Annotated in this window: 14 protein-coding genes; 8 read left to right on the forward strand and 6 right to left on the reverse strand. The window is 57.9% G+C overall.

The window, feature by feature from the left end:
• Positions 1–143 precede the first annotated feature (143 nt).
• The 6 genes from ppk1 to EAO39_RS16080 form a co-directional block, all read right to left on the reverse strand.
• On the reverse strand, positions 144–2315 hold the full coding sequence (ppk1, locus tag EAO39_RS16050) for a polyphosphate kinase 1 (RefSeq protein ID WP_240467035.1): 2172 nt from the start codon (positions 2313–2315) through the stop codon (positions 144–146).
• A gap of 303 nt (positions 2316–2618) precedes the next feature.
• Positions 2619–3953, reverse strand: coding sequence for a phosphoglucosamine mutase (gene glmM, locus EAO39_RS16055; RefSeq protein ID WP_120969251.1), 1335 nt, complete (start codon positions 3951–3953; stop codon positions 2619–2621).
• Between the two features lie 41 nt (positions 3954–3994).
• On the reverse strand, positions 3995–4843 hold the full coding sequence (folP, locus tag EAO39_RS16060; RefSeq protein WP_120969254.1) for a dihydropteroate synthase: 849 nt from the start codon (positions 4841–4843) through the stop codon (positions 3995–3997).
• 69 nt (positions 4844–4912) lie between these two features.
• Positions 4913–6835 (reverse strand): ATP-dependent zinc metalloprotease FtsH, encoded by a 1923-nt coding sequence (ftsH, locus tag EAO39_RS16065; protein ID WP_120969257.1) that lies wholly within the window; start codon positions 6833–6835, stop codon positions 4913–4915.
• A 279-nt stretch (positions 6836–7114) separates the two neighbouring features.
• Positions 7115–7777 (reverse strand): RlmE family RNA methyltransferase, encoded by a 663-nt coding sequence (locus tag EAO39_RS16075; RefSeq protein ID WP_120969263.1) that lies wholly within the window; start codon positions 7775–7777, stop codon positions 7115–7117.
• Complete coding sequence (locus tag EAO39_RS16080; RefSeq protein ID WP_120969266.1) at positions 7761–8063, reverse strand: hypothetical protein; 303 nt, start codon at positions 8061–8063, stop codon at positions 7761–7763. The genes EAO39_RS16075 and EAO39_RS16080 overlap by 17 nt, the downstream gene beginning before the upstream one ends.
• Positions 8064–8167: 104 nt before the next feature.
• On the opposite strand from EAO39_RS16080, the gene EAO39_RS22710 reads away from it, so the two are divergent.
• From EAO39_RS22710 to EAO39_RS16125, 8 genes are all read left to right on the forward strand, one after another.
• Positions 8168–8446, forward strand: a complete 279-nt coding sequence (locus tag EAO39_RS22710; RefSeq protein ID WP_162989592.1) for a hypothetical protein — start codon at positions 8168–8170, stop codon at positions 8444–8446.
• 201 nt (positions 8447–8647) lie between these two features.
• The gene (locus EAO39_RS16090) at positions 8648–9868 is read left to right on the forward strand and encodes a replication initiation factor domain-containing protein (RefSeq protein WP_120969272.1); all 1221 of its coding nucleotides are present in this window, start codon (positions 8648–8650) and stop codon (positions 9866–9868) included.
• Between the two features lie 13 nt (positions 9869–9881).
• A complete protein-coding gene (locus tag EAO39_RS16095) occupies positions 9882–10214 on the forward strand; it encodes a hypothetical protein (protein WP_120969275.1) in 333 nt (110 codons plus the stop codon).
• 74 nt (positions 10215–10288) lie between these two features.
• Entirely contained in the window at positions 10289–10435 is a 147-nt protein-coding gene (locus tag EAO39_RS16100; RefSeq protein ID WP_162989593.1) for a hypothetical protein, read from the forward strand.
• An 8-nt stretch (positions 10436–10443) separates the two neighbouring features.
• Positions 10444–10626, forward strand: coding sequence for a hypothetical protein (locus EAO39_RS16105; RefSeq protein ID WP_120969281.1), 183 nt, complete (start codon positions 10444–10446; stop codon positions 10624–10626).
• Between the two features lie 77 nt (positions 10627–10703).
• Positions 10704–10931: a hypothetical protein gene (locus EAO39_RS16110; RefSeq protein WP_120969285.1), complete on the forward strand. Its 228-nt coding sequence runs from the start codon at positions 10704–10706 to the stop codon at positions 10929–10931.
• A 493-nt stretch (positions 10932–11424) separates the two neighbouring features.
• Complete coding sequence (locus EAO39_RS16120) at positions 11425–12648, forward strand: virulence factor TspB C-terminal domain-related protein (protein WP_120969291.1); 1224 nt, start codon at positions 11425–11427, stop codon at positions 12646–12648.
• On the forward strand, positions 12645–12914 hold the full coding sequence (locus tag EAO39_RS16125) for a DUF2523 domain-containing protein (RefSeq protein WP_120969294.1): 270 nt from the start codon (positions 12645–12647) through the stop codon (positions 12912–12914). The genes EAO39_RS16120 and EAO39_RS16125 overlap by 4 nt, the downstream gene beginning before the upstream one ends.
• Position 12915: the final 1 nt, after the last annotated feature.

The raw sequence follows: 12915 nt of genomic DNA on the forward strand, positions 1-12915 counted from the left end.
AAAACAGTCCCTTTTTTATTTCGACTATCAAAACATGAGTATCCAGCGCTTTTCAATGCTTGGATTTCAGCCTAAACAAGCCTGAAATCCTTACCAATAAAGCGCTGGAAGCTACTGATTTCGATAGCACTATCCACTCAGTATCAAATTGCAGGCCCGTAGCGCAACATCAGTGCATGCTGAGCCCCCTGACCTGACGCAGGATGCAAGGGCTTGCTGTAAGTGCCGTCGGCATTGAGCAGCCAGGCATCGCGGTCGTCGCACAGATAGGCCACCAGGCATTCATCAATCACGCGCTGGCGCAGCTTTTTATCGAGCACCGGCCAGGCCAGCTCCACCCGTCGCAGCATGTTGCGGTTCATCCAGTCTGCGCTGGAAAGAAACAACTCCTCTTGCTTGCCCCAGGAGAAATAGAACACCCGCGAATGCTCCAGAAACCGCCCGATGATGGAGCGCACGCGGATGTTGGGCTGCACCGGCAGCATGCAGGCACCGCGCACAATCAGGTCGATCTGTGCGCCCTTGCGTCCGGCATCCACCAGAGCGCTCATCAGCGCCTCGTCCGTCAAGGCATTCATCTTGAGCACGATGCGGGCATGCTCGCCCTTGGCTGCAGCTGCACCCACCTGGGCAATCAGCTCCAGCATGCGGCTTTGCAGATGAAACGGCGCCATCACCAGTTTTTGCAACGTGGGCAAGGTGTTGTGGCTGGAGAGGTGGCGGAACACCGCATCCATGTCCTCGGTGATCTGCGGATCGCAGGTCAGCTGGCTGATATCGGTATACAGCCTGGCGCTGCGCACGTTGTAGTTGCCCGTGGACAGGTGCGCGTAACGCTTGAGCTGGCCGCTGCGCTTCTCGCGCCGCGTGACGAGCAGCATCTTGGCGTGGGTCTTGAGCCCTACCACGCCATACACCACTTGCACGCCCAGGGACTCCAGCTTCTCCGCCCAGTTGATATTGGCCTCTTCATCAAAGCGGGCCTTGAGCTCCAGCACGGCCAGCACTTCCTTGCCACGACTGACGGCTTCGGCCAGCAAACTCATGATCTCGGAGTCAGAACCCGTGCGGTAAATCGTTTGCTTGATGGCCAGCACCTGCGGATCGTTCACAGCCTCGCGAAGCATCTCCAGCACCGAGTCAAAACTCTCGAAAGGCTGATGGATGATGATGTCGCTCTTGCGCATCTGGGCCAAGATGGGACGACCGGGAACCAGTTGCAGAGGCCAGGCCGGCTTCCACTTGGGAAACAGCAGCGAAGGGTCGTCCACCAGGTCGATGAGCTGCATCTGGCGCACCAGATTGACAGGGCCTTTGACGCGAAACAGGGCCTGCTCGGGCAAGCCGTATTGCTCCAGCAGCAGGTCCGACAGGATCGGTGAGCAAGACGATGACACTTCCAGGCGCACGGCCTGACCATAGTGACGGTGATGCAGACCCTGGCGCAAAGCCATGCGCAAATCCACCACATCGTCCTCATCCACGGCCAGATCGGAATGGCGTGTGACACGGAACTGGGAGAATTCGGCCACTTCGCGCCCGGGGAACAGTTCGGCCAGATGCGCGCGCACCACGCTGGAGATGCTCACATACAAGCGCTGCTTGCCTGAAATCCTGGCGGGCAGCGGAATCAAGCGCGGCAAAGCGCGCGGCACCTTGACGATAGCCACCTCGTTGGCGCGCCCAAAAGCATCCACACCGTTGAGGCGAACGATGAAATTCAGCGCCTTGTTGGCGACCTGCGGAAAAGGATGGGAAGGGTCCAGCCCCACCGGCATGAGCAGGGGCTGAACCTCGCGCAGAAAATACTCGCGCACCCACTTGCGCTGAGCCACACTGCGATCACCGTGCGAAATCAGACGGATATGGTGTTTGGCAAAGGCGGGAATGATGGACTGGTTGTAGAGCAGGTATTGCCGTGCGACCAGCTCGTGCGCCGTGTCCATCAGCGCGGCAAAGCTGCTGCGGGTGTACAACCCGGCTTCATCGCCCGTTTTGGCGGCCGACACATGAGGAGCGCTGCGCACCTCGAACCACTCATCGAGGTTGGAGGAAACAATGCACAGATAGCGCAGGCGCTCCAGCAAAGGAACGTCTTCGCGCTCGGCCCAGTTGAGCACCCGCTCATTGAAGGAAAGAATGCTGTGATCTCGGTCCAGCAACTCCACCGACGGCACAAGCTCTGCGTCTAAAGGCTTGGCTTTCACGTTCGATACCTCCTGCACCGCCTCGGTGTACGCAGGCGGCATCTTGGGGGAAGAAGGAAATGCCAGCACTGCCGCCACTGCTGACGCGCTGTCTGGCCCTGACCTCATGCTAACGTCTGCGCCGAGGCCTGGGTGAGCCGCAGCAGGGGCTGCGGCAACTATCTCTGTGGCGGAAGATGAAGAAATGGCGGGCTGCGCATCGGCGTCAACGGCCAAGACTGCAGCGGAAGAACCCGAAATGGACTGAGACATGTCACAACGGAGCCTGTGCGGCCCGAGAGCGCTCGAATGAGCTTTGTAACAGTCTGCCTCAGCTTCGTGACAGTCATATGACCGATTGATGACATCTTCTGATCTACAGCATCACGCAGGCTGTGCCGTCGGCCGACAGCACAGTCACGGCTTAGCAGATCAGGCCGCTCTGGCGGCTTCGGCCAGGCGCTGCGCACAGCGGTTGGCGAGCTCAGCCTCGCGGGTTTCGACCATGACCCGCAGCAAAGGCTCGGTGCCGCTGGCGCGGATCAGCACCCGGCCGGTATCGCCCAATTCCTGCTCGACCAGGACCTGCTCCTGGGCCAGCTTGGTATTGCTCTTCCAGTCCTGTCCCGGCTGCAGGCGCACGTTGATCATGACCTGGGGGAAAAGCTGCACCTTCTCCAACCACTGCGCCAGGCTCTTGCCGGAACGCACACAGGCCTGCAGAACCTGCAGCGCGCTGATCAGACCATCGCCCGTGGTGTGCTTATCCAACGCCAGCAGGTGACCTGAGCTCTCACCGCCCAGCTGCCAGCCATTGCGGCGCAAGGCTTCCAGCACATAGCGATCGCCCACTTTGGCGCGCTCAAAACCCACACCCTGCGCCTTGAGCGCCAACTCCACCGCCATATTGGTCATCAGCGTGCCTGCCACGCCCGGCACGGGTTCGCCACGTACCAGGCGGTCTGCAGCCATCAGATACACCAGCTCATCGCCGTTATACAAGCGCCCTTGTCCATCGACCAGTTGCAGGCGGTCGGCATCGCCATCCAGCGCCACGCCGAAATGGGCCTTGTTGGCGCGCACGGCTGTCACCAAGGCCTCGGGATGGGTAGCACCTACGCCTTCGTTGATATTGAGCCCATCGGGCGCGCAGCCGATGGCTACCACATCGGCACCCAGCTCGTGAAAAACCTTGGGCGCGATCTGGTAGGCCGCTCCGTGGGCCGCATCCACCACAATTTTCACGCCGCGCAAGGAGAGGCTCTGATCAAACGAGCTTTTGCAAAATTCGATATAGCGGCCCGCTGCATCATCCAGACGGCGCGCCTTGCCCAGGCTGGCGGAATCCACCCAGACCGGCTCCTCCTTCAAGGCCTGCTCTACCGCTTCTTCCCATGCATCGGAAAGCTTGGTGCCTTCGGCGCTGAAGAACTTGATGCCGTTGTCATAAAACGGGTTGTGGCTGGCACTGATCACCACACCCAGGCTCGCGCGCTGCGCGCGGGTGAGATAGGCCACGCCAGGCGTGGGCAGCGGGCCCAGCAGCATGACATCCACGCCTGCCGAATTGAAGCCGGACTCCAGCGCGCTTTCCAGCATGTAACCGGAGATACGGGTGTCCTTGCCAATCAGCACCAGCGGGCGCTCTTGCGTGCGACGCAGAACGCGCCCTACCGCATGCGCCAGGCGCAACACAAAGTCTGGCGTGATGGGCGACTTGCCCACCAGTCCGCGAATGCCATCGGTGCCGAAATACTGACGCGCCATAGTTTCCTCGTTCTTTTTTAGCGATTATTCGATACCTGAATTCAAGCCTGAGCAGCGCCCGAAGCCTGCATGGCTTGCCAGACAGCCAAAGCGGCTACGGTTTGCTCCACATCATGAACCCGCACCACCCGTGCTCCACGCTCAACCGCCAGCAAAGCAGCGGCGACACTGGGCACCATGCGCTGGTCCACCGGCAAGCCCGTCACCTGCCCCAAAGAGCCTTTGCGCGACCAGCCGGCCAGGAGCGGAAAGTCTAGGCCCAGCAATTCCTGCTGATGTGCAAGCAAGGCAAAATTTTGTGCCACGCTTTTGCCAAAACCGATGCCGTAATCCCAGACGATGCGCTCACGCGCGACTCCGGCGTCCAGCAAAGGCTGCGTGGTTTGCAGCAAAAAGTCACGCACCTGCACCACCACATCGCCTTGCATATGCTCCAGATGCATCTCCTGGGGCGTCTTGTGCATATGCATCAGGCACACGCCGCAGCTGGGATGCTGAACCACCACCTGCTGCGCACCTGGCTGACGCAAGGCCCAGATGTCATTGATGATGTCGGCCCCTAGATCCAGCGCGGCTTGCATGACTTCAGGCTTGTAGGTATCGATGGACAGAGGAACGTTCAGCTTGACCGCTTCCTTGATCACGGGAAGCACGCGGTTCAACTCTTCATCCAGAGGGACTGCCGGAGACCCGGGACGAGTGGATTCGCCACCGATATCCAGAATATGCGCTCCTTGTGTGAGCAGCAACTGCGCATGCGCCATGGCACCCGATACGCCGCTGTGCGCACCGCCATCCGAAAACGAATCGGGCGTGACGTTGACAATGCCCATGACCAGAGGCTTGCTCAGATCCAGCACAAAGCGCGAGGTTTGCCATTGCTGCGACATAGATGATTTTTCCGAAAAAAGTGACAAAAAACAAAAGGTCCCGAAGGACCTTTTGTGGGTGCAATGCGCTCAGGCCGCTGTCGGTGAAGGCTCGGAGCTAGACTCCGGCGTACCACCCGACGAATTGCCACCATCCGAAGACGGAGGGTTGCGAGGCGTCCAGTCCTTGGGCGGACGCGGCGCCTTGCCAGCCATGATGTCATCCAGCTGCTCGGCGTCAATGGTTTCCCAGTCCAGCATGGCCTTGGCCATGGCGTGCATCTTGTCCGAATTGTCTTCGATCAACTTGCGTGCCAGGTGGTACTGCTCGTCAATGATGCGACGCACTTCAGCATCGACCTTTTGCATGGTCTCTTCGCTGATGTTGCTGGGCTTGCTCATGGAGCGGCCCAGGAAAGGCTCGCCTTCCTGTTCGGCATACACCATGGGGCCCAGAGCATCGGTCATGCCATAGCGCGTCACCATGTCGCGTGCGATCTGCGTGGCACGTTCAAAGTCGTTCGAGGCACCAGTCGTCATCTGGTTCATGAAAACTTCTTCGGCAATACGGCCACCAAACAGCATCGCGATCTGGTTGAGCATGAACTCCTTGTCATAGGAGTAACGGTCTTTTTCGGGCAGGCTCATTGTCACGCCCAAAGCACGGCCGCGCGGAATGATGGTGACCTTGTGCACCGGATCGCACTTGGGCAACAACTTGCCTATCAGTGCGTGACCCGCTTCGTGGTAGGCCGTGTTGCGGCGTTCTTCTTCAGGCATGACCATGGACTTGCGCTCGGGGCCCATGATGATCTTGTCCTTGGCCTTTTCGAAGTCCTGCATCTCCACCGTGCGTGCATTGCGGCGCGCAGCCATCAGAGCGGCTTCATTGCACAGGTTGGCCAGATCGGCACCCGACATGCCGGGTGTGCCACGCGCGATGATGGCGGGGTTCACATCCTGTCCGACGGGAATCTTGCGCATGTGCACATTGAGGATCTGCTCGCGGCCACGAATGTCGGGCAAAGTCACATAGACTTGGCGGTCAAAACGTCCGGGGCGCAGCAAGGCGGCATCCAGAATGTCGGGGCGGTTGGTGGCAGCCACAACGATCACGCCGAGGTTGGTTTCAAAACCGTCCATCTCGACCAGCATCTGGTTCAGAGTCTGCTCGCGCTCGTCATTGCCTCCGCCCATGCCGGCGCCACGCTGGCGACCCACGGCATCGATTTCATCAATGAAGATGATGCAAGGAGCGTTCTTCTTGGCGTTCTCGAACATGTCGCGCACGCGGGCTGCGCCCACACCGACGAACATTTCGACAAAGTCAGAGCCGGAGATCGAGAAAAACGGCACCTTGGCTTCGCCGGCAATCGACTTGGCCAGCAAGGTCTTGCCGGTACCGGGAGGGCCGACCAGCAGCAGACCGCGGGGAATGCGTCCACCCAGCTTCTGGAACTTGTTGGGGTCCTTCAGAAAGTCCACGACTTCCTTGACTTCTTCCTTGGCTTCGTCGCAACCGGCCACATCGGCAAAAGTGACCGTGTTGTTGTTTTCGTCGAGCATGCGCGCCTTGGACTTGCCAAAGCTGAAGGCTCCGCCCTTGCCGCCACCCTGCATCTGGCGCATGAAGTACACCCATACGCCGATCAGCAACAGCATGGGGCCCCAGCTGACCAGCAGAGTCATCAGCAAGGAGCCTTCCTCGCGGGGCTTGACATCAAACTTGACGTTGTTGTTGATCAGATCGCCCACCAAGCCGCGGTCCAGATAAGTGGCCGTGGTGCGGACCTTGCGGTCGTCGGTGGTCGTGGCAACGATCTCGGTGCCGCCAGCGCCTTCCTGGATGGTGGCGCTGCGGATGCGATTGCTGCGCACTTGATCCAGAAATTCGGAATAGCCAACATGCGATGCACTGCCAGCGCCTCGGGTGTCAAACTGTTTGAACACCGTAAAAAGCACCATGGCAATGACGAGCCAGACGGCAACTTTTGAAAACCACTGATTGTTCAAGCGGGGCTCCAAAGAAATACAGATGAAAGGGCCGAAAGGGCTTCCGAACCTATTTGAGGTTCATTTTAGGTGTTTCAAGCACCCGGGAGACTTAATCCCCTCTATAGCGGCCATAGACAGAACACGGGTTTGGGCACATTACTGCGCCAAGCCCATGTCCCGATTGGTTTTCCTGCTACCGAAGGCGATGGCTTAAGCGCAGTATGCCGAAGGGTCAAAACCTTGCCCATGGGGCAAACAAGAGGCACTCGTGAGGAAACTGCCCCTCCAGCAAGGCCATCAAGCTGGCGACTTCAAGCCCATGCCGACCAGGAAAATTTCCGAGGATTTGTCTCGCGACGCTTTGGGCTTGATGGGCTTGACCACCTTGAAGGTCTGTTTGAACAGATCCACCAGCTCGTTGTAGCCGCTGCCGTGGAACAGCTTGACCACCAAAGCCCCTTCAGCTTTCATGTTATGGATCGCAAAATCCACGGCCATTTCGATCAGCACGGCCACGCGCGCAGCATCGGTCGACGAGTTGCCCGACAGATTCGGCGCCATATCCGAGACCACCACATCGGCCTTGCCGCCATTCATGGCCTCTTGCAGCTGGGTCAGCACGGACTCCTCGCGGAAATCGCCCTGGATGTACTGCACGCCCTCGATAGGCTCCATGGGCAGCAGGTCCAGAGAGATGATGCGGCCATTGAGCTGCCCTGCAGCCGCCCCCGTAGGCGACAGACGGCGGCGCACATACTGGCTCCAGGCACCTGGAGCACAGCCCAAATCCACCACGGTATGGCCAGGCTGAATGAGCTTCAGACCCTCATCGATCTCCTTGAGTTTGTAGGCGGCACGCGCCCGATAGCCATCTTTTTGAGCCGCTTTAACATACGGATCGTTGATGTGGTCGTAAAGCCAATTCTTATTGACCTTCTTACTTTTAGTTTTGGTTTTCATAACTGCTTATGGGGAAGGCTTTGAGCATGGCAAGTAGCCCTGCCTTTGCCTGAGCTTCGTGCTCGAGGTCGTCTCGCAATGAGTCGGCCATGCCTTGAATGAGGATATGGCGGGCTTCTTCTTCCATGCCCGCTGCTGCCGCGATTTCAGCATGTTTCTGATAGCTGCACGGGCGGCCCTTCTTAAAGCCGCTGATGTTCGACTCAGGAATCTGAAGAAGCTCTGCAAGTCGTCTCTGACTCCCGACGATCTTCACTGCGGTGTCGATTGTTTGTGCGATGTCCATAAAACATATCTTTACAAGAGTTGACCACTACTGGTACATTTCGCCCTGCACTTACCACTGATGGATAACTAACCATCAAAGGTAATTTTTACACAGGAGCGGCCATGTCTCAAAACCCTTACCCGAATAACGTCCCTGACGCCACCAAAGGCGCATCCGATAGCGTGGCCGCTCCCGGCTGCGTCGGCGTCAGGGGCACCACATTCAAAGCACGTCTAAAGGAAGCCTGGGATTGGGTTCCGCCAGACGTGCGTTACGCCCTTTGGCAGCTACTGGGGCTTCTTGTCTATTCAGTGGTTGTGTCTGTATCGGTTGCGTTTTGCGTCTGTGCCACGTTGGCGATCATTTTTCAGGCTGCAAAAATTTTCACGGGTGCGTTATGAGCAAGAACTGCGCCCAATGGATGTCTATCGCTGACTTCCTCACTCATGAAAACCTTCGAATCGTGCTGCGAGCGAGAGCGCGTAGCAGTGAAGCGGCTGGCGCGGTGGGTGCGCCGCGAGGCGCAAGCGCCGCGCAGGCCGCCCAGGCCTTAACCCTCCCCGTTGGTAATCACGGGGAGATCGTTCTACAGGGCGCACGTCATGACTAAACCCGTACTTGTCATGGACGGAAACGAGGTCAAGCTGCGTTTGCAGGCTGATCGCACAAAGAATTCTGGTGCCATCCATATCGATTGGCTGCGCTTCACCTGTGAACTGCGCCATGCACCTGTCCCGGTGATGGAAGTCCTGTTCCCGACTCCGGTGCAAGAGACGTTGGAACGCCCGCGCAGCATTGCTGAATTGGATTTGGAGTCATACCGCCGCGCCAAGATGTTGCGCATCCTGCGCGATATGCCCGACGCTGAATTTGCCGCCAGTGCCCAGGCCCACGCCCTGGCACAAAAGGTCTGCAAAGCCCTGGGCCCGGATTTCCGCATTGAGCCCGAAGTCAAAAAAGGCCATGACTTCTACCGCTTCCGTTGGTCCATCGTGCGCAACGACGTGGAGTGCGCTTGGGTGGGCTTCCTGGCATCGGGCGAAAGCCCGAGACAGCAAGCACAGGCCAAAACCATCCACGCCAATGTGTACGGCTCAGCCTGCACCTTCGCTCGGGGTGACTGGCGCCATCGCATGGCAAACCTGATTGAACAGGTTGAAGGAAAAATCACCCGTATCGACTACGCCCTGGACTTCTTCGACGGCATCCGCGGCGGTGTGGAGCGCATCCGTGACGAATGGCACGCCGGCCTGATGGACGTGAACGGACGCAGGCCCAAACCCAACACCGTTGGCCCCTGGGTAGAGGGTGGCCGGGGTCGCTCCTTCTACTTCGGTAGCAAGGAAGCGGGCAAGCAAACCAACGTCTATGAAAAGGGTGTCCAGCTGTTTGGCGAACTGGATGCAACCTGCTGGGAGCGTGTAGAGCTGCGCTACGGCAACAAGCTGCGCGATTTGCCGGTGGACATGCTGCGCCGCGCTGATGACTTCTTTGCTGGTGCCTCTGACTGGCATCAGCAGATGCTGGCCGAGCACGGCAAATGCGCAGAAGCCCAAGGCATCAAGGTGCGCTCTAAACAAGCCATTGAAAGCGTCAAGGCCGAGGTCACTCGCGCCATCCGCTGGCTCACCAATACAGCCGGTGCATCCGTTGCTCTGGCCTTTGAACACCTGGGCCAAGACGCCTTTCTGGAAATCCTGACCGGTAGAAAGCTGCCCGGTCGTCTTGCCAAGTTCTCCCCCCAAGAAATCAGCGCGGCCTGTGCCTCGCTGGATACCCAAGTTTTTCAACCCAAAGTCCGGTCCGTAGGACTGGCAATTTAAAGGAGCGGCTCCCATGAAGATGCAATCCCAAGTCCTGCTGTTTGGCATCGAATCCAGCAAAGGCGATTTCGAAGGCACGGCCTACGACTCCACCAAGTTCCACCTGTCCGTGGATCTGGGAAAAAAAGGCAATGGCAAGACCATCGGTCTGGTGACTCGCCCTTTCAAGTTCGGTGACTCCACCGAAATTGATAAGTGGATGCACCTGTCGGCCCACTTTGCCGCTGGTAAGCCCGTGCTCTGCAACTGCGAATTCGACGTGGTTGCCGGTTCAGGCAATGACAGCAAGCTCGCGCTGCTGTCCATCCAGCCCGTTCCTACAGCCAAAGCCGCAGCGGCCTCCTGACCATGGCGCGCTACGTCATCCAGTCCGGCGCTACCGGTCGTTTCTTGACAGCTGACCCCCAGGGAGGGGAGCCCATGTGGGTTTCCCTGCTGAAGCAAGCGGGCGGCGGTGTCACGGATGACATGGAGCGCATCACCCAGCTCGTAGCTGACTGCTGCGAGCTTGAAGACTTCCCCCAGGTGATCGACCTAGACCGCCTGGGCACCGCAAACGACTACTAGGAGGCGTGATGACTGTTTCTAAAGAGCGCATCGCTGAAATTCGCGCTGCGTGGGCTGCTGACAGGCAGACAGCGAGGCAGGAATTCAAGCGTGATTGGCTTATGCACCTAGTGCAGATTTCTGCGCAGGTAGGGCTCGGTGTGATCTTGGGTCTATCCGCTGTTCTCTACATCGTCCAGCGCTATTCCTGAGACTCGTCCTTGAGCATCGCGTGCGGTGTTCAAGGGCTCCGGTTTTGGGGTCGTTTCATCAATCAACAGGAGAATTTATGTTCCAGAAAACTCGCTCTGTCGCCGTCAAGTACGGCGCCCGTATTGCAGCCGTGCCGGTGGTATTTCTGGCATCTGCTGCTGCCCATGCTGCTGATGAAGGTACTGGTGCCAGCGTCGTGCAGAAAGTCACCGAAGGCATGACACAAGGTGAATTGATCACCACAACAGTCGTGCTCGGCATTTTTGCCATGTGGTGCATCAAGCTGCTGCTGAAGGCCAAGTAAAGGTTGGCCATGTGGCAAGTAGGCGGCACGTGTTACGACACGAAAACCCAGGCACTGCAGGCGAAAGCCTCTGAACAATCGGGGAGCGTTGTTCAGCAGAGTGGTGCCGCCTACGTTGTCACTGTCACGGCGGTTGCTGAAGATGGTGTGCAGTACTCGCTACATCCCTTGGCAGGCGGTGTTGCCACGGTTGTGCAGGTTCAGCAAGAACCCATGCCCTGCAATTTACTCACGATGCAAGACGGGCAAGCTATTGCTTGGGCGATCGCTACAGGATGGATTTCTATGTATCTGATTAAGTCTCTCCTTTACGCGAGGCCAGACGAATGACGCCCGGATTTTGGATATCAATCATTGCAATATTGGGGGCCGCGTGGATTATCGTGCAGCGCTAATTCTTGCGGCCTCTGCTCTTTGTGGGGCTGCTCATGCAGGCTATGCCCAGTTAGCGCCTCCTGCTGGTTATAGCCCTGGCGGTGGCCCTGGTGGCTCTATGAATGTGCCCACGGCTGTTGCTGCAAATGGCTCAAGCTATTTGAATGGGACTGTCCGCACAAACGCTGCGCTGAATGTGGGTGGCCGTGCGGTCGCCGTTCCGGCTGCTGCTCGTATGGCGTCGAATGCCGGTCGTGTGGCAGCGGCTGCGGTGATGCTGCATCCGGCGTTGCGTACTGCTGCTTCGGTTGCGGCTTGGCTTGGTGCTGGCGCGTTTCTTTATGACGCTGCATCTGGTCTTTGGAAATCGCCTGACCCTAATGCTCAGCCATCAGACGGCTATATTTATTCTTATTCCGCTGCATTTTCTCCAGTGGCTTATTCTTATTCCGAGGCATGCCGGAAATTTCAGGACTATCAAAATTCTGCTTCTTCGGGTCTTTTTATAGGTAGTAGCGTCTCGGGTACGAACTGTGTTTTAACTGGCAATCCCGAGAAAAATAACAACCAGCCTTGGACGTATTCCGCGCCTTTGTACAAGAGGGCTGATGGTTCTTGCCCTACTGGTTGGTATGTGACCCCAGCTGGCTGTGTACAGACCCCTCCAATGAAGTCGGTGACGGAGCAGGAATTTGTGGATGGCGTTTCGGCCAATCCCATGCCCGCGAATGTCCCTTTGGAGATCCCTCATCCGCTACCGATAGAGATTCCGGAAATCGTGCCGCTGTTCATTCCTACCGGTGATCCGGTGCCGAATCCGAACTACAACCCCAGTGCACCGCCTTCGCCAGAAAATCAGCCTTTTGTGCAGCCTGGGATCAACGTCCAGCCCGCCCCGTCTCCATCTTCCCCGTGGCAGGTAGATCTTCAGCCTGTCAATCGTCCTGTTGCGAATCCGAAACCTGGCTCCGATCCTGTACCGAATACGAATCCAGACGGTACGCCCAAGCCAAATCCCGGCGATAAACCGCGTGAAGAGCAGGAGCAAGATAAGCAGGACTTTTGCGACAAACACCCCGACGTGATCGCATGTCAGAAGCTGGATGCACCCGAGGATCCCGGCAAGTTACCGACTAAGGCTGTGGAGCTCGATTTTCAGGTGGAAAGTGGCTATGGCGGCGCAGCTGCATGCCCGCCTCCGATGGTTGCCGTGATTGGTGGTCGCACCCTATCGATTAGCTGGCAACCATTCTGCAATTCATTGGAAATGGCAAAGAATTTGTTGCTTGCCTTCGCGTGGCTTTCAGCTGCCTTCATTCTCTTGGGAGCCAAAAAAGAATGAGCCAAATCATCTCCTTGATCATCAAGTTTGCGCTGATCCGCTTCTTGATCAGCATCGGCGTTGGTGTTGTCACGTATACCGCCGTGATCGTGGCTATCAATAACTTTTTGAGTTATGCCAAGGCTGCCTACAACTCCATGCCAGTGCAGGTATTGAACTTCCTTGCAATTGCGGGCGTTCCTGAGGTTCTGGGCATTCTCACAGGTGCGGTGATCGCTCGCGTGTCACTGCAGTTCGTCAAGAGACTGGCTTTCATCGGGGGCTGAC

It is taken from the genome of Comamonas sp. lk, assembly GCF_900564145.1.
Classification (GTDB): domain Bacteria; phylum Pseudomonadota; class Gammaproteobacteria; order Burkholderiales; family Burkholderiaceae_C; genus Comamonas.